Source organism: Marinobacter mobilis (assembly GCF_900106945.1).
GTDB lineage: Bacteria > Pseudomonadota > Gammaproteobacteria > Pseudomonadales > Oleiphilaceae > Marinobacter > Marinobacter mobilis.
On record NZ_FNNE01000005.1, the window covers coordinates 301,798 to 323,739 of the forward strand.

15 protein-coding genes and 1 riboswitch are annotated in these 21,942 nt (G+C 63.1%); of the genes, 5 read left to right on the forward strand and 10 right to left on the reverse strand.

Going from position 1 to position 21,942, the window contains the following annotated elements:
* Positions 1–2: 2 nt before the first annotated feature.
* The 9 genes from cobO to cbiB all read right to left on the reverse strand — a co-directional run bounded on the left by cobO (position 3) and on the right by cbiB (position 13,018).
* Entirely contained in the window at positions 3–614 is a 612-nt protein-coding gene (gene cobO, locus BLV11_RS09970) for a cob(I)yrinic acid a,c-diamide adenosyltransferase (protein ID WP_091813125.1), read from the reverse strand.
* 39 nt (positions 615–653) lie between these two features.
* Entirely contained in the window at positions 654–1,961 is a 1,308-nt protein-coding gene (locus BLV11_RS09975) for a cobyrinic acid a,c-diamide synthase CobB (RefSeq protein WP_091813255.1), read from the reverse strand.
* Positions 1,962–1,979: 18 nt separating this feature from the next.
* On the reverse strand, positions 1,980–2,747 hold the full coding sequence (locus tag BLV11_RS09980) for an ABC transporter ATP-binding protein (protein ID WP_091813127.1): 768 nt from the start codon (positions 2,745–2,747) through the stop codon (positions 1,980–1,982).
* Positions 2,747–3,715: a FecCD family ABC transporter permease gene (locus BLV11_RS09985; protein WP_091813130.1), complete on the reverse strand. Its 969-nt coding sequence runs from the start codon at positions 3,713–3,715 to the stop codon at positions 2,747–2,749. The genes BLV11_RS09980 and BLV11_RS09985 overlap by 1 nt, the downstream gene beginning before the upstream one ends.
* 33 nt (positions 3,716–3,748) lie before the next feature.
* Positions 3,749–4,639 (reverse strand): cobalamin-binding protein, encoded by an 891-nt coding sequence (locus BLV11_RS09990; protein WP_091813132.1) that lies wholly within the window; start codon positions 4,637–4,639, stop codon positions 3,749–3,751.
* The gene (locus tag BLV11_RS09995; protein ID WP_091813135.1) at positions 4,627–8,832 is read right to left on the reverse strand and encodes a cobaltochelatase subunit CobN; all 4,206 of its coding nucleotides are present in this window, start codon (positions 8,830–8,832) and stop codon (positions 4,627–4,629) included. The genes BLV11_RS09990 and BLV11_RS09995 overlap by 13 nt, the downstream gene beginning before the upstream one ends.
* Positions 8,833–8,835: 3 nt before the next feature.
* Positions 8,836–10,689 (reverse strand): TonB-dependent receptor domain-containing protein, encoded by a 1,854-nt coding sequence (locus BLV11_RS10000; protein WP_091813137.1) that lies wholly within the window; start codon positions 10,687–10,689, stop codon positions 8,836–8,838.
* 143 nt (positions 10,690–10,832) lie between these two features.
* Positions 10,833–11,043: riboswitch (cobalamin riboswitch) on the reverse strand.
* 14 nt (positions 11,044–11,057) lie between these two features.
* Entirely contained in the window at positions 11,058–12,074 is a 1,017-nt protein-coding gene (gene cobD, locus BLV11_RS10005; protein WP_091813139.1) for a threonine-phosphate decarboxylase CobD, read from the reverse strand.
* The gene (gene cbiB / locus BLV11_RS10010; RefSeq protein WP_245725983.1) at positions 12,071–13,018 is read right to left on the reverse strand and encodes an adenosylcobinamide-phosphate synthase CbiB; all 948 of its coding nucleotides are present in this window, start codon (positions 13,016–13,018) and stop codon (positions 12,071–12,073) included. The genes cobD and cbiB overlap by 4 nt, the downstream gene beginning before the upstream one ends.
* 129 nt (positions 13,019–13,147) lie before the next feature.
* Here cbiB and cobT point away from each other — a divergent pair, with 129 nt between their 5' ends.
* The 3 genes from cobT to BLV11_RS10025 all read left to right on the forward strand — a co-directional run bounded on the left by cobT (position 13,148) and on the right by BLV11_RS10025 (position 15,482).
* The gene (gene cobT / locus BLV11_RS10015) at positions 13,148–14,203 is read left to right on the forward strand and encodes a nicotinate-nucleotide--dimethylbenzimidazole phosphoribosyltransferase (protein ID WP_091813144.1); all 1,056 of its coding nucleotides are present in this window, start codon (positions 13,148–13,150) and stop codon (positions 14,201–14,203) included.
* A 1-nt stretch (position 14,204) separates the two neighbouring features.
* Complete coding sequence (locus BLV11_RS10020) at positions 14,205–14,807, forward strand: histidine phosphatase family protein (RefSeq protein WP_091813146.1); 603 nt, start codon at positions 14,205–14,207, stop codon at positions 14,805–14,807.
* Positions 14,808–15,062: 255 nt separating this feature from the next.
* A complete protein-coding gene (locus BLV11_RS10025; RefSeq protein WP_091813148.1) occupies positions 15,063–15,482 on the forward strand; it encodes an HIT family protein in 420 nt (139 codons plus the stop codon).
* Between the two features lie 14 nt (positions 15,483–15,496).
* Here the strand turns inward: BLV11_RS10025 and cobU are convergent, their stop codons facing one another.
* The gene (gene cobU, locus BLV11_RS10030; protein WP_091813151.1) at positions 15,497–16,057 is read right to left on the reverse strand and encodes a bifunctional adenosylcobinamide kinase/adenosylcobinamide-phosphate guanylyltransferase; all 561 of its coding nucleotides are present in this window, start codon (positions 16,055–16,057) and stop codon (positions 15,497–15,499) included.
* Between the two features lie 161 nt (positions 16,058–16,218).
* On the opposite strand from cobU, the gene BLV11_RS10035 reads away from it, so the two are divergent.
* On the forward strand, positions 16,219–18,696 hold the full coding sequence (locus BLV11_RS10035) for an amidohydrolase family protein (protein WP_091813154.1): 2,478 nt from the start codon (positions 16,219–16,221) through the stop codon (positions 18,694–18,696).
* 106 nt (positions 18,697–18,802) lie between these two features.
* Positions 18,803–21,787, forward strand: coding sequence for a parallel beta-helix domain-containing protein (locus BLV11_RS10040; protein ID WP_091813156.1), 2,985 nt, complete (start codon positions 18,803–18,805; stop codon positions 21,785–21,787).
* Positions 21,788–21,942 lie beyond the last annotated feature (155 nt).

The window sequence follows — 21,942 nt, forward strand, 5'->3', positions numbered from 1 at the left end:
GATTAGAGTTCCACGCCCTTCTGGGCCTTGATGCCCTGGTCCTTGAAGGCGTGCTTGACCACTTTCATTTCAGTCACGGTATCGGCCAGTTCGATCAGTTCCTTCGGTGCGTAGCGACCGGTCACGGTCACGTGCTGCATCTCCGGACGGTTGAACAGGTCGTCCAGTACCCGGTCGAGCTCCAGGTACTCGTAACGCAGGGCGATATTGAGTTCGTCCAGCAGTACCATGTCGTAACTGGGGTCTTTCAGCATTTTGCTGGCAATCTCCCAGGCCGCTTCCGCCGCCGCTACATCCTTCTGGCGATCCTGAGTGTCCCAGGTGTAGCCATCGCCCATAACGTGGTAATCCACATTGGGCAGGTTGCGGAAGAAGGTATCTTCGCCGGTGGTGAACTTGCCCTTGATGAACTGCACCACGCCGACTTTCATGCCATGCCCCAGGGCCCTCGCCACCATACCGAAGCCGGAACTGCTCTTGCCCTTGCCGGGGCCGGTCAGCACCAGCAGCACGCCCTTTTCACTCTGGGCACGTGCAATGCGCTCCTGCATGACTTTCTGCTTGGCCGCCATACGGCGGGCGTGGCGTTCAGGGTCTTTGGCGTTCTCGCGCATGACAGTGTCCTCGTTTGAAATATAGGAAAGTGGGGAACGTTAGTAGGCTGTTAACGGCTGCCCGCGGAACAGCGCTGCTACCAGTGCCGGTGCCGAGGGGAAATAGCCGTGGAAATAGGTGGCGGTGAGGCTACCGGCATGGAACACCGGCTCCGCCTCGGTGCCCGCCAGCTTGCGGGTACAGGCCAGCGGCGGCAGCTCAGTTTCCAGACGGGAGTGGTGGTAGGTGTGGCCTCGCAGCTCGCCCTCATCCGCCCTCAGACTTTGTAGCCCTAGGCCCTGCAGACGGCCTTCCATGATCGCCCGCCCTGCCAGCAGGCCCAGCATCGGGTGAGGCTGACCGTCCCTGTCGACCAGTTCGCTGGCGCAAGCCATCAGCCCGCCACATTCCGCCAGGATCGGCTTACCGGCGTGATGGAACGCGCGGATCGAGGCCATCATGGACGTATTGGCCGCCAGGGTAGCGGCATGCAGCTCCGGGTAACCGCCGGGGAGCCAGAGCGCGTCGACCTCCGGCAGCTGAGCGTCGCTCAGCGGGGAGAAATAGGTCAGGGTTGCGCCCTGGGCTTCCAGCAGGTCGACATTAGCGCGGTAGATGAAAGCAAAGGCCGCATCCCGGGCAATGCCAATGCGAACACCGTCCAGCAGCCGGGTCGGCGGCGCAGGGTGTTCTGCGGTCAGGGTTACGGTGGCGGGCAAACGATCCAGCCCGGCCTTGGCCAGCACCGCCGCGGCGGCGTCCAGCTGCTGGTCGAGATGCGCCAGTTCAGACGCCTGCACCAGCCCGAGGTGCCGATCAGGGATCGCCATGGCCTCGTCACGGGGAATTGCCCCCAGCAGCTCAATACCGTCAGGCAGGCTCGCCGCCAGCATCTCACCGTGGCGGGGACTGCCGATGCGATTGGCAATCACCTGCCCGATCTTCACATCCGGGCGAAAGCTGGCCAGCCCGAGGGCGACCGCGCCAAAAGTCTGCGCCATGCCGCGGGCATCAATCACCGGCAACACCGGCAACCCGGCCAGCGCGGCCAGGTCGGCGCTGGACGGATCGCCATCAAACAGTCCCATAGCACCTTCCACCAGCACCAGGTCCGCGTCCCGGGCAGCCTCAGCCAGACGCCAGTGGCATTCGGCCTCACCGGTCATCCACGGATGCAGCTGATACACAGGTTGCCCCGAGGCCACCTCAAGCACCATCGGGTCCAGGTAATCCGGGCCATGCTTGAATACCCGCACCTTGCGCCCGGCATTACGGTGCAGACGAGCCAGCGCCGCGGTGACGATGGATTTTCCCTGGCCGGAGCCAGGGGCCGTGATCAGGGCCGCCGGCGCCTGGCCGGTAATGATGTCAGTCACAGGATCTCCTCAGCGCACCGGCACAAACACCGGCGCGCCATCCAGTTCAGTGGTAGCCAGACGCTGGCCATAGAGACGCTCCAGCGCATCCGGGACCAGCATTCGCTCAACGGGTCCCCAGCAGGCTTCGCCGTCGGGGTAAAGCAACAGTACATGACTGCACCAGCGGGCCGCGAGATTCAGATCGTGCAGGCACATGAACACAGCCTTGCCATGACCGGCCTCTTCGGTCAGCAGCTCCATGACGGCAATCTGGTGATGCAGGTCGAGATGGTTGGTGGGCTCATCCGCCAGCCAGATGGCCGGAGACTGGGTCAGCACGGTGGCGATGGCCACCCGCTGACGCTCACCGCCAGACAGGGTACTGACCAGACGACTGGCCAGGTGCGCCACATCAAGCCGGCTGAGCGCCTGCTGTGCCAGTTTGAGGTCGTCGGCGGACTCCATCTGCCAGCTCGACAGGAACGGGTGGCGTCCGATCAGCGCCGTTTCCAGTACGGTGGCCGGAAAGCCGTCCTGACGCTCCTGGAACACCAGCCCCAGATGGCGGGCAATGGTCCGACGTTTCTGCTCCGCCAGCGGCTGGTCATCCAGCAACACGGCGCCGCTGCGGGGCGCACGCAGGCCCGCCAGGGTATGCATCAGGGTGGTCTTGCCTGCGCCGTTCGGGCCCAGTACGCCCCAGATCTGGCCGGGCTCGACCTGCAGGCTCAGCGCCCGGCCATCGGCGCGGTCGGGGACATCAATGATCAGGTCCGCGGTTCGCAGCTGGCTCATCAGCGGCTCCGGTACAGCAGCAACAGGAAGGTGGGTACACCGAGCAGGGCGGTAATCACCCCGACCGGCAACTGTTCAGGGGCAATGATGGTTCGCGCCAGGGTATCTGCAAGCATCAGCAGGATGCCACCGGCCAGGGCACAGGCGGGCAGGATCAGGCGCTGGTCGTTGCCCAGCACCAGCCGCAGCATGTGCGGCACCACCAGCCCGACAAAACCGATACTGCCCGCCGTGGTCACTGCCACCGCCGTCAGCAGGCTGGCCACCACGTACACCGTCCATTCCAGCGGACGCACGGCCACGCCAAGGGCCGCTGCCTGCAGCGGCCCCCGGGCCAGTACATTGAGGCTTCGGCCCAGCGGCACCACCAGCAGACACGCCAGCGCCAGCAGCACCAGCGCCAGCGATGGGGTACCGGCGTAGGACAAGTCGCCCATCAACCAATACAGCATGCCCGGAAGCCGCTCCGCGGGACTGATCGCCAGCATCAGGGTAATCACCGCACCCCAGCCAGCCGCCACCACCACGCCGGTCAGCAACAACCGCGATGGCGTCCAGCTGCCAGTACCATGGGCCAGCCCAAACACCAGAAGGGTCGCGACCATCGCGCCGGCAAAGGCTGAACCGGAAACCATCAGACCACCGACCCCGGCCAGCATGGCCAGCAGAGCGCCAACAGCGGCCCCGCCAGACAATCCCAGCACGTAGGGATCCGCCAGCGGATTGCGCAGCAGCACCTGCATCAACGCACCGGCCACCGCCAGCAGGCCACCCGTGGCCAGCGCCGCCAGCGTCCGCGGTACCCGCAGTTCCAGAATCAGGGTCCGTTGCAATTGGGTGCCTTCGCCGGTCAACACCGCCCACACGTCCGCCACCCCGACCGAGGCACTGCCCACGGTCACCGACAACAGAAAGGCGGCCAAAGCCGCCAGTGCCAGCAGCATCAATGGTAGCCAGTAACGGCCCATCAACCGCCCCTCCGCAACCGGGACAACCCACCCTCAGCGCCGGCCACGGGCAATCTCCAGTTTCTGGCAGAACAGTTCACTGCCCTGCAACATCCTCGGGGTAGGTCGCTGGATCAGCGACGGCGGTACAAAAAACAGATTCCCAACACGGGTGGCATCAAGGCTGCTGTAGTTCTGCCAGCGATCCAGCCAAGCCCGGTTTTCCTCCCCCATGCCACCGGCCAGAATCGCCTCCGGATTGGCTTCCAGCACCGCTTCATCACTGATTCGCGGCACCAGCCGTGGCAACTCACCAAACACGTTATAACCGCCACACAGGGCGATCACCTTGCCGATCAGGTGCTGGTTGTTCACTGTCATCAACGGCTCGTCCCAGACCTGATAGAACACCGGCACCGGGGCTCGATCACTGTAACGTGCCGCCAGCTCCGCCATGCCGGTCCGGAAGCGCTCAGCCTCGGCCCAGCCCTCGGCTTCGGTCCCGGCGAGGGTCGCAAGGCGCTCGATCACCGACGACACATCCTCAAAGTCCCGGGGTTCGATGGAAAACACCGGCAACCCCAGATTACGGATGGTCTGTATCTGTTCCTGAGGGTTGCCGGTCACCCAGGCAATCACCAGATCCGGCTGCAGCGAGATCAGCTTTTCCAGATCAAGGCGGGTATGGCTGCCCACCGAGGCCACCGTTTTCGCTTCCGGGGGATAGTCGCTCCAGGCCACCACCGCCACCACCTGGTCACCGGCACCGGCGGACCACAACAGTTCCGAGGCGCCCGGCGACAACCCGGCAATACGCTGGGCTGGCGCCGGCAGGCACACCTGCTGGCCGGTATCATCCGTTGCACAGACCCCGGCATGAGCAGGCAGGACCGGCAGCACCGCCAGCAGCAACGCGGTCAGCCCCTGTTTGATCAGTTTTGGCATAGTTCCAATTGGATTCCTGTCTGGCGGCAGAGACGAGACTGCAGAGGCAGACTGTCCAGTGGCGCACCGCCCTTGCGGGCATTATCAAACGCTTCCCGCTGGGCCGGGTCCAGTTGCCCGGACACCCAGTCCATCAGCGGGTGATCGGGCCGGGTATGGCCGTCGCCGGGCAGGCCGTGATCGATCACGTTCTGGGCAAAATCCTCCACCAGCGGCTCCAGGGTCAGCCAGCTGGTTTCCCAGTAGCCTCGCTTCGCGGCCAGCAGCGCCGTTGCCTGCATGTGTGTCTTGACGTGGACATTGTTGCCCTCCGACAGGAAATCATCCAGCCCAATGTTGTGACGATCCTGAAAATACACTTGGTTGACCTCATCCCACACCCACGACTTCACCACCTGAGGACTGGTGATCTGCCAGCCCCACAGGTTGTCGAGGAAGTCGCTACCCATGGTACGGGCACCCGCGTAATCATGATCCATCAGCGGCCGGATCCACTGGGGATTGAGGTTGCGGGACTGCAATTCCTGCAGCAACGCCCGCTGCAGGCTCTGAACCCTGGGGTTGTCCGGATTGGCATACTGCAAGACCCGGTTCTCCGGCGGCTGACCACGCACCCGTTCGACGGCGTTGGACAGTCCGCCCTGGTAATCAAAACCATCGTCATTGTCGATCAGGCCATAGAGATGACTGGCCCGGCCCAGGTAGGTGCGGTCCACACGCGCCAGCAGCAGGTCGAACATCCGGTGTTCTGCTTCCCCCTGGCGACGGCTGCCATAGGCGTGCCCCATACGCCGGCGGTAGGCATCCGCCAGCTCATCGCGACTGTTCCAGGCCCCGGTCCGGGTGGCCAGTCGGTTGACGCCAGCGCCATAGGCTCCGGGGGCGGTACCAAAGACTCGCAACGAGGCCAGCCCACCGGCTTCAGCGGCACTGACGCCGGAGGCCAGCAGCTGGCGGGTATCGGCCAGCCAGCGGGCGGCAACCCGGTTCACCGCCAGCGGCTCGGAACCACGCTCGGCCATCCCCTCCGGCAAGGTGGACAGCACAGCTGTCAGCGCCGCGTCCAGCTCAGGGTGCAGGGCCACAATGGTATCGGCGGAACCGGCCAGCGCCAGCAGCACCGCCTGATCCAGCCATTCCAGTTGATTGCCGTAAAGATCCCGGAACAGGCCAGAGGTTGTAAACAGCACATCCCGGCGCTCGCTGTACGCCTGTTCCGGCCCTACGGGCAAGCGTTCCAGCCCCTTAACGATACCGCGGGAATTCCACACCGGCCGGATCCCCAGCAGCTGCAACCCAAACGCCACCATGACCCCTTCATCGCGAACGGTGTCGGAAGCCCACAGCACCAGCGCGTCACTGCCATCGTCTTCGGCACGATCCTGACGACGGGCCTCAGTGGCCAGTTCTTCAGCCAGGCTCCAGGCCACCCGGGTTGGGATCAGGTCGCCGGAGAGGGCATGGAAGTTTCGGCCGGTAGGCAGCACCGCCGGGGTCCGCAACGGGTCATTGCCCTCACCGGGCTCAACGAAGCGACCCGACAGGCCTGCCAGCAAAGCCGCCTTCTCAGCCGCCGGTGACGCCGTCAGCTGCGCTCGCCAATGCTCCGGCACCACACCGGTTTCACCCGCCATTGAGGCCAGCATGGTATCAATGGCGTCAGTATCCCAGTCACGGCCCAGCACATGCAGGCCCAGGGGCATGAACTGCTCCTGGACATCGGTGACATAATGCCCGGCCTCATGGACCAGCAGATCTTCGGAGATGGTATCCAGCGATACGGCGTCTGCGGCCAGTCCAGCCTCGCTGGCAATGGTTTGCTCTATGGTTTCGGTCAGGTTGAGCTGACGGATCTTCTGGCGCAGCAATTCAACCGCGCGACGGCGGGTGGGGCTGTTGGGCGCCACCGAGGCTTCGTAAGTCTCCACCAGCTGACGAATCTCCAGCAGTTCATCGTAAAGCTCGGTCGCCGCCAGTGGTGGCGTCAGATGGCTAATCATCACCGCCAGCGCCCGGCGCTTGGCCTGAATACCTTCACCGACACCATCGACGATATAGGGGTAAAGCAGCGGCAGGTTGCCACTCAACAGTTCCGGATAATCATCCTCGGTTAGCGCCGCCCGCCGCCGGGGCAGAAACTCCCGTGTGGAATGGCGGCCCACATAGACCAGGGCATCGGCATCGAACTGACTCCGGAGCCAGTAATAGAACGCCACATACTGATGGGTCGGCGGGAACGTGGTATTGGCGTGAAGCAGTTCCTCGTCCACTTCCCAGCCGCGCGGGGGCTGGGGGCCAAGGAAGACATTGCCAAAGCGCAGTCCCGGGAAGATCAGGTCGTTGTCCACCACCATCGACCGGCCCGGAGCCGGTCCCCAGCCGGACAAGCCGGGAAACCCGCTGGCCAGCAGGTCATCGCGGGCGCCATCCACCTCGGCACGACCTCCGCCTTCATTGAGCCTTTCAAGCCACTGACTGTGGTAGTCATCCAGCCGTTCCACCGCCAGCGGCCGCGCCGGATGGTTGAGGTTTTCCAGCAGGTGGCGCAGGTCACGGATACCACGATCCAGCAGCGCCAGCGCGATGTCGTGCTCACCCGCGACGAACGCCTGATGCAGGCGTTCGTGCAGATACCCCACCGGACCACTGACCATCTCCGCCTGAACCACGGCAGGCAGTGTCTGGAAATAGGCCTGGTAGCTATTGGCATCCATGGAGGCCACCTGCGGCGCCATCTCCCGCAGCGCACGGGGATCGTCCGGAAGACTGATCCCCCGCTGCTGGATCAGCTCCAGCAGCGCCTGCGGGGATGCCGGCAGCGGTCCGGTCTGGTAGCCTTCGGCCTGCAGCCAGTGCAGCATTTCCCACAACGATGCCGGCACATCAAGGCTGTCGGCACCGATGTTCTGACGGCCGGGGGGATGGTTGTAGTAGATCAGGGCAACCCGCTTATCAGCGTTGTCCTGCGCCTGAAGCCGTTGCCACCGGTGCAGGCGTTCCACCAGTGCGGACACCCGCTCCGGCACGGGCGTGGTCAGGGTCAGACGAACCCCGGTGCGTTCATCAATCAGCGGCGGTCTCGCCACCGCCAGCGCCATGGGCTGGCTGACGCCCTGCAGTTCCGGCATCGCCAACTGGTAATGCACCGAGTCTGCCGGCAGGCCATCCACCGACAACCGCCACTGGCTCTCAGTAAGGTCACTCAGGCGCAGGCCCTTGATGACCGGCACGTTCAACCCGGCCAGGGCCTCGGTCACCGTTTCCCGACCCTCACCACCGCCAATCACGAAATCCTGCAGACTGACCAGACCGGCCAGGGACGCGCTGCCCACACTACTCGGCAACGAAGCCAATGCCTGGGCGCTGGCACCACCCCAGCGGGCAAGGATGGCGAAACACTGGATATGCCGTTGTTCGAGCTGCCAGCACAGCTGATCCAGCAACGCCCGGTCACCGGGCCGGTCGCCACTGTCGAGATCCAGCAACGCCACCACCGGCCCGTCGGTCAGCCCGAGGGCATCCGCCAGCTCCGTGGTCTGGCCATTCCGGTAGTAACGAATGGCAGCCCGGGGGCTGGGTGCAGGTACGGCCAGCGGCTGGCCCGCCTGGACCAGCATCCAGGCCATCAGGTTGGCCAGATGTTCTGGCGTACGCCCCTGATAATAGGCCCGCCCCTGCAACCACCGCGCCTGATCAGGAAAGCCGGTCTGTTGCTGGCGAAGATGGTCCAGCGCTGCGACGTTGGCCTCCGGCGCGGCCACCACCGCATCCAGCTCCGCCTTGCCGAGGTTCGCCAACGGCCACTGCTCATCCAGATAGGACAACCGCACCAGTCGCCGGTCACTGTTGATCGCCAGTACCGGCAACGGTCGCTGGCCGATGCGAGCACGCACCCCGCGCTCCAGACGCTCGACCTGGTCACCGAACACCGCCGCCAGCAGCAAGGCATCCGCCCCGGCCAGCAACTGTTCCAGCTGGGGATCTGTCAGCGATGCCAGCTGCACCGGCGTACGCAACATCACCTTGTGGTCCGGGTGCTGATCGACAAAGGCGTGGGCCCCGGCGGCCAGTTCGGCAGCCGAGCGCTCAGATACCACACCCACCACGGTAGCCGCACTGGCCCACAGGGGCACCAGCGCCAGCCAGCCGAGCAGGATGCCGGCTATCCCGCCGGCACGGATTCGGCCCACCATGACTTACTGGAAGTCGTAACGGACGGAGAGCATGCCGGTACGGCCGGCGGCAATGTACTTGGCGCCGCTGAACCGCTGTGCGGTCGCGTACTCGCGGTCAAACACATTGGCGAGGGTCAGGCGGGTCGACCAGTTGCGGGCAAAAGCCCAGCTGGCACGCAGGTCGAGGGTGGCGTAACCGGCCAGTTTCTTGGTATTGGCAGCATCGTCGTAACGCTCACCCTGGGCGCGGTAGGTGGCTCCCAGAATCCACTGGTTGATGGTCCGATCCACATCCACCCGCAAGGCTCGGTCACTGCGGCGGCGCAGACGGTTATCGGTTTCGGTGTCGCGGGGATCGGTATAGGTCAGCGCCGTTGCCAGACGCCACTGGTCCAGATTCAGGCCCGCTGCCAGTTCAGCACCGCGAATACGCGCCTCGCTAACGTTAGCCGGTGAGAGGGTCAGGGTCGGCACGTCGAAATGGAGCTCGATCAGGTTCTCGATGTCCATCTGGTACAGAGCCAGATCCCAGAACCAGTGGTTGTAGCTGCCGCTGACGCCAATTTCATAGGCATCGGACTTTTCCGGCTTCAGGTTCGGGTTGCCGGTGTAGGAGTTGCCACTGGCGTAGGTCTCGGTGGGGTAATAAAGGTCGTTGAAGGTCGGCGCTCGGAAAGCGGTACCATAACTGGCCCGTACCCGGTGGGCGTAATCGAAGGAATGACCGATGGCAATGCCGCCGGTTTCGTTCTTGCCGTAGGCCTCGTTGTCATCGCCACGCAGGCTCAGTTGGAGGTCCGTCGGTCCGAAATGCAAACGCAGCTGGCTGAACAGCGCGCTGTTGGAACGACTCTGCTCGTCAAAGGTGGTGGTACTCTCCACTGACTCATCCTGCAGCTCGGCCCCAATGACCCACTCATGAACGTCCATGGTCAGGGTGTTCTCCCAGCGACCGGTACGGGCGAGGGTGTTGAAGGTGGAGGCGCCAAAACTGGCGATCGTATCCTGCTCATCACGGGCCTCGGAGAACTGCACCGATGAGCGCCAGTAATCACTCACCGGAGTGTCGAGACGGAAACCGGCGGTGCGGACGGTAAAGTCGGTCTCGCCGCCTTCAAATTCAGTGTTGCCGGTGGATTCCAGGAACACCAGTGCCGCCTCGCCGCCGCTGTCGAATTCGTGGGTCAGACGGGCAACCCCGGCACCGTTGCGGTAGCCACGGTCATCACCATCCTCAACAATCGGCGCGCCGTCCGAGTCCTTGAACAGTCCGTTCAGGCTCATCCGGGTGTTACCACTGCTGAGGGCCACACCAGCGTTGTAACGCTGGGTGTTGAAGTTGCCACCGGCGGCCTCGATCCAGCCGCGCTGGCCTGGCTGCGGGTCTACGGTAAACGCCTGCACCACGCCGCCGACCGCATCTGCGCCGTACAGGGAGCTACGCGGGCCACGAACGATTTCAATCCGTTCCATCAGCTCTACCGGCACAAACTGCCAGGGCGCACCGCCGCTGGTGGCAGAACGCAGGCGTACGCCGTCGATCATGAAAATGGTGGAATCACTGCCGGTACCGCGGGTATACACACTGGTGTTCTTGCCGAAGGAGCCATTGGAGATCACATCAATACCCGGCTGGCCAACGAGGAGATCCTGCATTTCGGCCGGATTCCGCTGCTGGATATCCTCGGCGCGGATCACGGTGACCGAGGACAGGCTCTCGCCAATGGTCAACGGTCCAGCCGTACCCGTCACCACAATGGTTTCCAGTTCAGAGGTGGCCACGGAAGGCTCGGCCATAGCCGGCACTGACAACAACAGCAGGGAAGAGGAACAGCCCGTCAGAACGACGGCCGGAAATGTCTTGGAAATACCCATAATCTACAGCTCGCTGGTACCCCGTGCGCACCCGCACGGTGAATCTGGTGGTGCTGCGATGGAAAAACAAAGAAAGGTGGGCTGAAGATACGTGGCGCAGGAAACGGCCGACAGGGTTCACCCACCGCCATTGCCCACCGCAACGTATGGTGTGTTAACAGGCCGGTCTCCGGACTTATGAGCTGGGCCCTGTCGGGGCTCTGGACTGATCGCCTTCCCATACCGTCGGTACAGTGGCGCATTCGATCAGCCTTGACTCAATCACCGTTGCGGGGGCAGTGCCGGATTGTCACCGGCTTCTCGTTTCATTCCCGGGCGGCTTTACCCGGGAACACCTGAAAACGCGCGGCAAGGCTACCAACTGATGATTAATTGGTCAACGATCTTAGGGCCTCGCCTAGCCGTTGCCAGTCATCCTCTGTGCCCGGCAGACCAAACCGCAGCGCCGCAGGCTGTTCGAACCGGCGCACCAGGATGCCGCCAGCAGCCAGTGCGTCGGCAATGGCCGGCGCTCTGTCAGTCACCACATAACGGAACAGCAGGGTTCCACCAGCGGGGGGGAGCCCTGCCTGGATCAACAGGGTATGTAAGCGTTCGCTTTGGCTGGCAAGCCTTGTCACCGTAGATGCCCGCCAGGCATCATCCGCCAACACCCGGGCCATCAGGTAACGTGCAGGGCCATTCATGGCCCAGGGTCCGATGGCGTTGCGCAGGGCCGCAGCGATGGCGGAATCGGTCAGCACCGCTCCCGCCCGCAGGCCGGCCAGGCCGTAGAACTTGCCCAAGGATTTCAGCACCACCAACCCCGGTGTTCCGGTGTGGGCGACGACGCTGACATTCGCGACGCCTTCGGCAAAAGCCTCGTCCACCACCAACCAGCCACCGCGCTTGGCCAGCCGTTGGTGCCAGTCCAGCAGACGCTCGGGCGTGACAATCTGACCACTGGGGTTATTGGGCTGGATCCACACCAGCACATCCAGGTCATCGAGCCAGTCATCGCCGGCAGCGATCATCCCAGCGCTGACGGCCACCAGGTCGTGCCCCTCTGAACGCCAGCCATGGCCGTGTTCCTGATAGCCCGGCTGAGGCACCCCCACCCGGCAACGCCCCCGCAGCCGGGGCAGGGTCTGGATCGCACACTGACTGCCGGGCACAGCAACACAGCAGGCCTTGTCCGGCGCCCCCGCCCAGTGCCGTATCCGCTCTTCCAGGCCATCGTCATCTTCAGGTAGCCGCTGCCACACAGCGGGGGGAACCGGCGGCACCGGCCAGCCATCAGGGTTGATGCCAGTGGAAAGATCGAGCCACTGGTCGCGGGGAATACCCCAGCGACGCACCGCTTCGTTCAGGCGGCCGCCATGAAACGGTGGTAACTGCCCGCTCATGCCACCCCTCCGGTCACAGCCCACTCCGCCAGTAGTGCCAGCAACGATGTAAGCACCAGCACCAGCAACCACAGCCACACGCCCTGTGTGACCAGATCAATGGCCCGGCGTACCGTGGTCGCGTCCGGCTTGGGCCCCTGCCCCAGAATCGGCCGCACCTTCACTGTCCCGGCATAGGGCGCAGGGCCACCCAGGGTCACACCCAGGGCTCCGGCTCCGGCCGCCATCACCGGACCGGCGTTTGGGCTGTCCCACCCCGGAGCCTGGCTCCGCCAGCAGCGCCAGGCGGTGGTGGTGTTTCCCAGCAGAGCGTAAGTCAGCGCGGTCAGTCGTGCAGGCACCCAGTTCATCAGGTCATCAAGCCGTGCCGCAGTCCGGCCAAAGCTCAGAAAACGGTCGTTGCGATAGCCCCACATGGCATCAAGCGTATTGACCAGCCGATGCAGTACCACGCCGGGGATCCCGGCCAGCAGAAACCAGAATAGGCTGGCAAAGACCGCATCCGCGCCGTTCTCCAACATCGACTCGCTGGCCGCGGCTGCCACGCCCGCGTCATCGAGCGCCGAGGCCTGGCGACTGACAATCCGCCCCACCTGCTCCCGCGCCCGCTCCAGCGCTCCCACCGCCAGCGGCTCGGCGACCGCTTCACCGTGCTCCGCCAGCCCCCGCAACGACATCGCCAGCCATAGCACCAGCGCACCCGCCAGGGTGAGCCAGGGCTCGGGCAACAGCCACTGCAGCATCAGCGCGACGGTCATCGGGAGCGCCGTCACCAACAGCAAGGCCAGCCCGCCGCGGGCAATGCCCGACCCTGTCGGCTGATTCAGACGGCGCTCCACCACGCCGGCCAGCGTGCCGAAGCCCACCAGCGGATGCCAGCGCCGGGGTTCGCCAAACCAGCGGTCAAACGCGACAGCCAGCCCGCAGGCCACCGTTGCCGCCAAAACTGCATACCCTAATCCTTCCAAGCCGGGATCCACCCTTGTCAATTTGGCGCCCAGTCTACTCGACCTTGACAGGGTTTTGACCAGGCACCACCATCGTGAGCACTTTTGCCTGCCCGGAATACGACCATGACATTGCCTGCCAGCTGGACCCATACCCCTCCCTGCCCAAGTGAGCATTATCGCCAACGCGCCCTTGAGCGTCAGGCGGTGCTGACCAAGCCCCCCGGCTCACTGGGCCGGCTGGAGGAGGTTGCGGTTAGCCTGGCGGCCCAGCAGGGAACCGATCAGCCTGCGGTCGATCAGGTCCACATTGGCGTCTTTGCCGGCGACCACGGTGTCTGCGCCGAAGGCATCTCGGCCTTTCCCCAGCAGGTCACCGCGCAGATGATTACCAACTTCACCCACGGTGGCGCTGCCATCAGTGTGATGGCCAGCCATCTCGATGCCACCCTTGAAGTGGTCAATCTGGGTACTGTGACCCCAGTGCCCGACCTGCACGGCGTCAACAACCTGCAGATTGCTCCTGGCACGGCCAACCTGGCCGTTGAGCCCGCCATGACCAAACACCAGGTCTGTGAGGCTCTGCGTGCGGGCGACAATGTCGCCGACCAGGCAGCCAACGCCGGCGCCCAGCTGTTTATCGGTGGCGATATGGGCATCGGCAACACCACCAGTGCCGCCGCCCTGGCCTGCGCTCTGCTGGCAGCGTCACCTGCTGAGCTGGCCGGCCCGGGCACCGGTCTTGATGCCCACGGGGTCAGCCACAAGGCCGACGTCATTGGTCGTGCCCTGGTCCGGCATGGCGATAATCGTGAACCGCTGACCGTACTGGCATCACTTGGCGGACTGGAGATCGCAGCCCTCACCGGCGCTATCCTCGGCTGTGCGGCCCGCGGCATTCCGGTTCTGGTGGATGGTTTCATCGTGTCCGTGGCGGCACTGGTCGCGGTCCGCCAGCAGCCAGTCGTACGCGAATGGCTGCATTTCTCCCACCGTTCCGGCGAACCCGGACACCGTCGGGTACTCGATGCTCTGGAGGCACATCCGTTACTGGACCTGGGCATGCGTCTGGGGGAAGGCAGCGGGGCCGCCATAGCGCTGCCGCTGTTGCGTTCCGCCTGCGCCTTGCACAACGGCATGGCCAGTTTTGCCGACGCTGGCGTTAGTAATAAGGAGGCGTGAGATGAGCCACCAGACCACCATCATCGACCTGATCCGTCATGGCGAACCGGAAGGCGGGCCCAGGTTCCGCGGTAGCCAGGACGATCCCTTGAGCACCCTGGGCTGGCAGCAGATGCGTGCGGCGATCAGGGGGGAAGACCACTGGGATGTCATTGTGACCTCGCCGTTACTCCGCTGTGTCGAGTTCGCCACCGAGGTCGCCACCCAGCGTCACCTCCCGCTGCATGTGGAAGACCGCCTGCGGGAAGTGAACTTCGGTGCCTGGGAAGGCAAGACCACCGCGGAAGTGATCGCTGAAGAAGGCGAGAAGCTGTCCCGATTCTGGGAAGATCCGGTCGCCAATACCCCACCCGGAGCGGAAACCATCACCGAGTTCAACCAACGGGTGGTCGAAGGCTGGCAGCACTGGCGTGATACCCTGGCCGGGCAACGGGCCCTGGTGGTCTGTCACGGTGGGGTGATCCGCATGATCCTGGCGGATGTTATGGGCATTCCCCTGCAAAAATCCTTCGCCGGGGTAGCGGTGCCGTTCGCCTGTCGCAGCCGCATTCGGGTCGATCAGTCGGATTTTGGCATCCTGACCAGCTTGCACAGTCACGGCTAACCACCTGAATCCTGAGGGGGCCGAAGTAGGTGCTCTGGAGGCCTTAGGCACCCGTGAAAACGCTAACCAGCTTATCTTTCACCATGCCAAACCGGTGTCAGTCGATAACACCCGCTGAATCACGCGGGCCTCGCTGCCGTGCAATTCTGACCGTGCGGGCGTGCACGGTGCTCATGAAGCGGAGCTGGACCTGAGCACGGAATTGGCCATAGACTTCCCGGGCACGCCTGTCACCGTAGCCAAGGAAGCCTAGCCATGTCCTACGACACCAACAACATCTTCGCCCGAATCCTGCGGGGTGAACTGCCCTGCATCAAGCTGTATGAAGATGAACATACCCTGTCCTTTATGGACATCATGCCCCAAGCGGATGGCCACGCCCTGATCATTTCCAAGGAACCGGCCACTACCTTGCACGACCTCTCACCAGAAGGCGCGGCGGCCTGTATCCAGACCACCCAAAAGATTGCCAGGGCGGTTGAAGCTGCTCTTGACGCACCCGGCAGCCTGGTGATGCAACTTAATGGCGCCGGAGCCGGGCAAACCGTTCCCCACGTGCACTTTCACGTTGTGCCAACGTCCATCGGCCAGCTGCGGGCGACACCCCATGCCACCAACATGGCAGATCCAGCGTTACTGGAAGCCATTGCCCAGAAGATCAGGGCACAGCTCTGATTCTGGCGCCTGCCTCAGTCCTTCAGGGTCAGAGGCAGGCCCGCCACACTCATCAACACCCGGTCACAGCGCTGGGCCAGAGCCTGGTTGAGCCAGCCCAGCTCATCGCAGAAGCGACGGGTGAGTGGGTCCATACCAATCGTCCCCAGGCCCACTTCGTTGCTGACGATGACCAACGCCCCGGTATAACCGGCAACAGCATCCAGAAACGCCGACTTCTGTGCTGTCAGTACATCATCACCGGCATGCAGCAGATTGCTCAGCCACAGGCTCATGCAATCGATCAGCAGGCAGGGCGGTCCCTCCTTGCCCCCCTCCACCGCTAACACCCCGGCCAGCTGCAGGGGCTCTTCCTGCAACCCCCAACCGGCGGGGCGCAAGCCCTGGTGGCGGCGGATACGGGCTGCCATTTCCGCATCTCCGGCGGTGGCCGTGGCCACGTAAACCACCCCGCTGCCCTCCGCACCGGCCAGACGTTCCGCCAGCGCTGTCTTGCCGGATCGTATGCCCCCTAATACCAAGGTTCTTGTTTTCAAAGCGGTTCTCCCTACATCAGACCGCGAACAATGAGTCATGGCCAAGGTTCAGAAATTGGCCTTTTGTGACGCAGTTCACATCAAAGCAATATGCTACAACATGTCACGTATTAAAAAATGGAACCTCGTGACACGTTCTCACGTTTTAACAAGGTAAGCCTTCGGCTTACCAAGCCCGACAAAAACAAAAAGAGGCAGCAATGACACACTCATTCCATCCCTGTTTCAAGGCATGGCTGCTAAGCAGTGCCGTGGTTCTCAGTGGCTGTGGCGGCGGCGATTCGAATACCGCGGACAGTCCCGGCGATTCACCTTCAGCGCGCACCCCCCAGGAAACCACCACAGGTGTTGTCTCCGGTGACGTCGTCCAGGCCACCGCAGCCCCTAATCGTTACCAGTTTGCCAACGGCTGCTATCAGCTCCAGCAGGGTGACTACTTCCTCGGAAACTCGCCGGCAAGCGATCAGTACACCGTCACCACCGACCCGGCTCAGGCCGCCGGTTTTTACTTCCAGGCCACCGCGCTTGGGCGTTACCTGCTGCTCTCAGATTACCAGCGAGCCCCCGGTGAGCAAGGCAACAAAGCCTTACTGGGCATCAGTGACCCCGCCGGGGAATTTCTCGACGATACCGGTAACTTCATCGGTGAGCTCAGCTACCTGGTGGCGGGACTCGGCGATATGGCCAACTTTGCCCTCGACCCGATCTCCCCGCTCGGCGATGTGGTGCGGGATCTTGGTGAAAGCCTTGAATTGACCGGTGATCGCCTCGGCGATGTCAACGTCAACCCGGCCTTGGGACTGGTCACAGAAGCCAGCGATCTGGCGGTCTGGGAATTGCTGCCAGCCGAGGGTGATCGTTTCCGGCTGTCTTCGCTGGTGACCGGCCTGCTGCTGACCGCGTCTGACCAGGGGCTTGGCCTGGCATCGCCTTCCCTCGCTGGAAACATCAGCGAATTCCAGCTGATTCCGGCCAGTGACTGCCCCAGCTATCCGGAAGCGGAACTCAGCGCCTCTGTGCCCGGCAAGGCCCCGGCGATCTATCTGAAAGAAGTCGACCGCTTCCGCGGCATTCCCGGCATCGACAATAACGATGTCTATGGTTTTGTGGATGCCCACAGTCACATTACCGCCTATGAGTTCATCGGCGGCCGCGTCAATTACGGCGACCCGTTCCATAAGTTCGGTGTTGATCACGCCCTCGATGATTGTGCCGTCAACCACGGACCCGAGGGCATGACCGGCATTGTCGAACATGTCACCAGCACCCTCGGCCCCCATGAGACTGAAGGCTGGCCGACCTTCAATTACTGGCCCCGCAATAATTCCCTGCAACACCACCAGAGCTACTACCGCTGGATTGAACGCGCCCACCTCGCGGGCATGAAGATCCTGGTTAACCACCTCGTTCACAACGAAGTGCTGTGCCAGCTCAATCCGCAGAAACAGAACGACTGCGACACCATGCCCGCACTGGAACTGCAAGCCCAGCGTATGCACGAGATGCAGGATTACATCGACGCCCAGCATGGCGGACCGGGACGGGGTTGGTTCCGTCTGGTGACCAGCCCGGCTCAGGCCCGCGAGGTCATTGCCGATGGCAAGCTGGCGGTTGTGCTTGGCGTGGAAACGTCCAAGGTATTCAACTGCGGCGAATTCCAGGGTGTGGCCGAGTGTACCCGGGAGCAGATCACCGAGCGCCTGGACCGCCTCTATGGCATGGGGGTACGCAACCTGTTCCCGGTGCACAAATTCGATAACGCCTTCGGCGGCCACCTCCCGGACCTGAGCGAAGGCGTGGGGATTGGTCCGGTACTGTATGCCGGTAATCTGGCGGAAACCGGTCACCCTGTCGAGTTCGAGACGTGCCCCGAAGGCGCCGAGGAATACACCGGTCTGGAGCCCGACCAGAATCCGGCGCCACTGGGCCCTCTGGGGCTGATGGAACAGTTGCTGTTCCAGCTCGACTATCTGGGCGACCGTTTCCCGGAAAGCCCGGAAGAGTTCGCCGACTATGACCCGAGGGCCGGCACTGACGACCTGTGCAACCGGCGGGGTCTGAGTGATATCGGCGAATTCCTGATCCAGGAACTGATGCGCCGGGGCATGATGATCGAAACCGATCATATCAGCCGCAAGGCCGCCGCCCGCATCCTCCAGCTGACCGCCGACCAGGGTTACCCGGTCATCAATAGCCATGGTGGCTGGGGTGGCACCGAGCGTTTGCGTGACCAGATCGCCGCCCAGGGCGGAATCAACAGCTCCTTCGCCAGCACCCGCGATCACTGGGTTCAGCAACTGCTGAGAGACGGCGGACGGCCCCGCGACGATCTCTTCAAGGTAGGCCCCTTCGGTGGCGCCGCCATGGCCTCGGATGTCAACGGCATTGCCGCCCTGGCCGGCAACCCGGGTAGCCCGGAGCAGGCGGATGAACTGTATCCGTTCACCTCAGTGGATGGCCGTGTGGTGTTTGAGGCCCAACGTACCGGCGACCGTGAATTCACACTCTACGATGGCCGCGGCGTCGCCCATTACGGGCTGTATCCGGACCAGATCGAAGACATGATGCGCTTCAGCGAGAGCTCCCGCGAACAGGTGAACGAGGCGGTGAATCAGCTGTTCACCTCTGCCGAAGCGTACTTGCGTATGTGGGAACGGGCCGAACGGGCCGCACGCTGATGCCAGCTGACCATCCAACCCGCCGGAGCCTGCAGCCAGGCTCCGGCAACCCGGGCTGGCGCCCACTCACTCAACAAACACCACACAATAATAAGAGAGACACTCTATGAAACAGAATCTCACTTCGACGGGTCTGGCGGTGGCTCTGACCACCGCCCTGCTGTCGGGCTGTTCTGGCGGTGGCAGTGATGCCCCGGCCGCAAGCGACCGTGACAACAACCAGGCGGTCGCGGGTGACCAGACCGCCAAGGGCCCTGTCGACCGCTTTTCCGATGGCCGGATTTTCACCATCAATCCGGGTACCGGCGCAACCAACGACATGGTCGCCGCAATGATCCAGATGCGCCCCGGCGACGTCATGTCCTTTGGCTGTGGCTTTTTCGAGCTTGACCAGGGCCTGCTGCTCCAGGCCACCGAGAACATCCGCATCGAGGGATGCGGCAAGGACGAGACCGTTCTCTCGTTCCGCAATAGCGTCAACGTCACAGGCCTGGAAGCACTTAATGTCCGCGGCATTACCGTCGAGGGCCTGACCATACTCGACTCCCCGGGCGACGCCTTCAAGCTCAAGGGTGTGAAGTGGGGGACCTTGCGGGATGTGCGCGCCATCTGGTCCGGCGGCGGCACCCCAATCACCGCCGACAACTACGGTGAACGTCTGCATGTCGCCTGTACCGCGCCCCCCTTTAACGAGGGCGACCCGGCCGTGGACTACGTGCCCAGTTCCGCCAGTGGCCGATACGGCATCTACCCGGTCGAGTCAGAAAACATTCTGGTGGAAAACTCCGAATCCGTAGGCGCCTCCGATGCCGGCATCTACGTTGGCCAGACCAACACCGCCATCATCCGCAACAGCCGCGCGGTCTACAACGTCATGGGCTTTGAGATCGAGAATGTCCAGGGTGGTGAGTACGACAACAACGTGGCCGAGTGCAACACCGGCGGCTTCCTGATCTACGATCTGGAGAACATTACCCAGTACGGTGACACCTCGGTGATGCTCAATAACATCGCCAGCAACAACAACACCTACAACTTTGCCCACAGCGGGCTGGTGTCAGCGGTGCCCCGCGGCACCGGTTTCATCACCCTGGGTTATGACAACATCGAGATCTTCAACAACGTCTTCGAGGATCACAGTACCGCAGCGGTGATCTATACCAGCTATGAGCTGATCGACGGCAAGGACAAGACCTCTGACAAGAAGCTCGACCCTTACACCGAGGGTCTTCACATCCATAACAACATTATGCGCAATTCCGGCTACGACCTGCCGCCACCAGACCTTGAAGCGGTCCTCGATGGCCAGGTGGAAACCGTGCTGCCAACGCTGATCGGCATCAAGAATGCCAGCAATCCCGGCAAAGGTGCGCACATTGTCTGGGACGGTCTGCTGGATGACCTCGACGCCGACTGCGGTTACCCACTGGATGCCAATGGCGAGCCGGTGCCGATGGACGAGAACGGCAAACCGATCCACACCAATGCTCACCCCAACCCGGCCTGTCATTACAACGCCTACAAGTTCAATGCCATGGCCGAGCGCAAGCTGCCCCAGTGGGGCTCCTGTTTCCACAGCAACGATCTGGGCGCAGAGAGCCAGCCTTACATGAACTTCCACGGCACCCAGGGTCTGGAACTGGTGCTGGCCGCCGCCGAACAGGATCCCAGCATCCTCAGCCCGGAGGGCATCCAGTCAATTCTTGAAGGTGCCAGTGGTGCCATGGCCGACACTGATGCGTCGGTTCATGACTGCCAGGCGCGCTTTGGTCAAACCCTGGCCGCCCTGCCGCGGGTGGTGATTCCGCCCTATGAGCCTAGTGGCGACATCGACCCGGCCCCCTCCGAGGAGTACATCAACCGCCTGTGCGAGCGCAACGTCAGCCCGGGCAGCGTCAACCGTCGTGCCCTTGAGGTCAACTGCCCGCGTCTGGACCAGTACAACCTGTTCGCCGATGCCCAGGATCCGCGCAGCACCCCCAACGAAGGCGGGGTACCGTTTGTGCTGAACAGCAAGCTGTTCTCGGACTACTCCACCAAGTATCGGGTGGCCTTCATTCCCCCTGGCACCCGCGCGATCTATTACGACGGTCAGAATGGCGGCAACCTCAACGGTGCGCTGCATTTCCCCAACGGCACCGTGATTGCCAAAACCTTCACCTTTACCGATGAAAGCCAGGGCACCGAAGAACTGGTAGAAACCCGTCTGCTGATCCGCCGGGTCGGCGAAAGCGGCAAGCCGTTCTGGGACGGACTGACCTACATCTGGGAGACCGATGCCAGTGGCAATCTGGTGGCCAACCTGGCCATGGGCGGTGGCACCCGGGCCGTAAGCTGGCACTACCAGGACAGCAACTCCGGCCGCCTGCTCAGTGGCTCCACAGACCATTACGCCATCCCTAACGCCAACCAGTGCATCACCTGCCACAGCAACGACGATGTTGCTTCCGGCAGTGCTCCGATTGGCCCCAAACCCCGCAACCTCAACCGGCCCTATTCGCCGGAGTCCAGCTTCATGGGTACTCAGGGGCAAGGCGGTTTCCCCCAGCTCAACCAGCTGCAGTACTGGCAGGACCAGGGGCTGATCACCGGCATGCCGACTCTCACGATCGACGGCCGGGGTATTGCCACCAACGTTGAGCGTCTGCCCCACTGGAACGTTCCCGGGGATGGTGGTGAGGAGGCCGGCTCAGCAGCGGATATCGAGCAACGCACACGCGCCTACCTCGAAGTCAACTGTCAGCACTGTCATAACGACCGTGGTGCCGCCTCCAACACCGGCTTCTATCTGGATCACTTCCGTCCGGTCAACGCCAGCTACGGCATCTGCAAGAAACCAACGGCGACCGGCGGCGGCTCCTGCGGGCGCCAGCACGTGATCGTGCCGGGTGATCCCGATGCCTCGATCGTGTCCTGCCGGGTGGGCAGCGACAATGACCCGCAACGGATGATGCCGCCGATTGGGCGCAGCCTGGCGCACGCTGAGGCACTGGAGTTGCTGGATAACTGGATCGCCAACGTGGTGACTGAAGACTATGAAAACGGTGATGCCTGCGGTGGCGGCACCATTTTCCAGTCCCTGGCCCAGTAACTTTCACTCCCTTATCCATACCAAGCCGGGTCATGGGGAACTATCCCCATGACCCGCTCCTTCCCTACCTCGATCTATCACGCCCTGCCGACGACAATTTCTCAAGGTATGCCCACATCTGGTAAATTTCAGTGACGCTGGGCTATCATGCAAAA

What these genes read in the sequence shown, in the direction of transcription:
- cobD (WP_091813139.1), bottom strand. Translation starts at nt 12,074, where the DNA reads ATGAGCGGGCAGTTACCACCGTTTCATGGCGGCCGCCTGAACGAAGCG.
- BLV11_RS10025 (WP_091813148.1), top strand. Translation starts at nt 15,063, where the DNA reads ATGTCCTACGACACCAACAACATCTTCGCCCGAATCCTGCGGGGTGAA.
- BLV11_RS09985 (WP_091813130.1), bottom strand. Translation starts at nt 3,715, where the DNA reads ATGGGCCGTTACTGGCTACCATTGATGCTGCTGGCACTGGCGGCTTTG.
- BLV11_RS10040 (WP_091813156.1), top strand. Translation starts at nt 18,803, where the DNA reads ATGAAACAGAATCTCACTTCGACGGGTCTGGCGGTGGCTCTGACCACC.
- BLV11_RS09990 (WP_091813132.1), bottom strand. Translation starts at nt 4,639, where the DNA reads ATGCCAAAACTGATCAAACAGGGGCTGACCGCGTTGCTGCTGGCGGTG.
- BLV11_RS09980 (WP_091813127.1), bottom strand. Translation starts at nt 2,747, where the DNA reads ATGAGCCAGCTGCGAACCGCGGACCTGATCATTGATGTCCCCGACCGC.
- cobU (WP_091813151.1), bottom strand. Translation starts at nt 16,057, where the DNA reads ATGACTCATTGTTCGCGGTCTGATGTAGGGAGAACCGCTTTGAAAACA.
- cobO (WP_091813125.1), bottom strand. Translation starts at nt 614, where the DNA reads ATGCGCGAGAACGCCAAAGACCCTGAACGCCACGCCCGCCGTATGGCG.
- BLV11_RS10020 (WP_091813146.1), top strand. Translation starts at nt 14,205, where the DNA reads ATGAGCCACCAGACCACCATCATCGACCTGATCCGTCATGGCGAACCG.
- cobT (WP_091813144.1), top strand. Translation starts at nt 13,148, where the DNA reads ATGACATTGCCTGCCAGCTGGACCCATACCCCTCCCTGCCCAAGTGAG.
- BLV11_RS10000 (WP_091813137.1), bottom strand. Translation starts at nt 10,689, where the DNA reads ATGGGTATTTCCAAGACATTTCCGGCCGTCGTTCTGACGGGCTGTTCC.
- BLV11_RS10035 (WP_091813154.1), top strand. Translation starts at nt 16,219, where the DNA reads ATGACACACTCATTCCATCCCTGTTTCAAGGCATGGCTGCTAAGCAGT.
- BLV11_RS09995 (WP_091813135.1), bottom strand. Translation starts at nt 8,832, where the DNA reads ATGGTGGGCCGAATCCGTGCCGGCGGGATAGCCGGCATCCTGCTCGGC.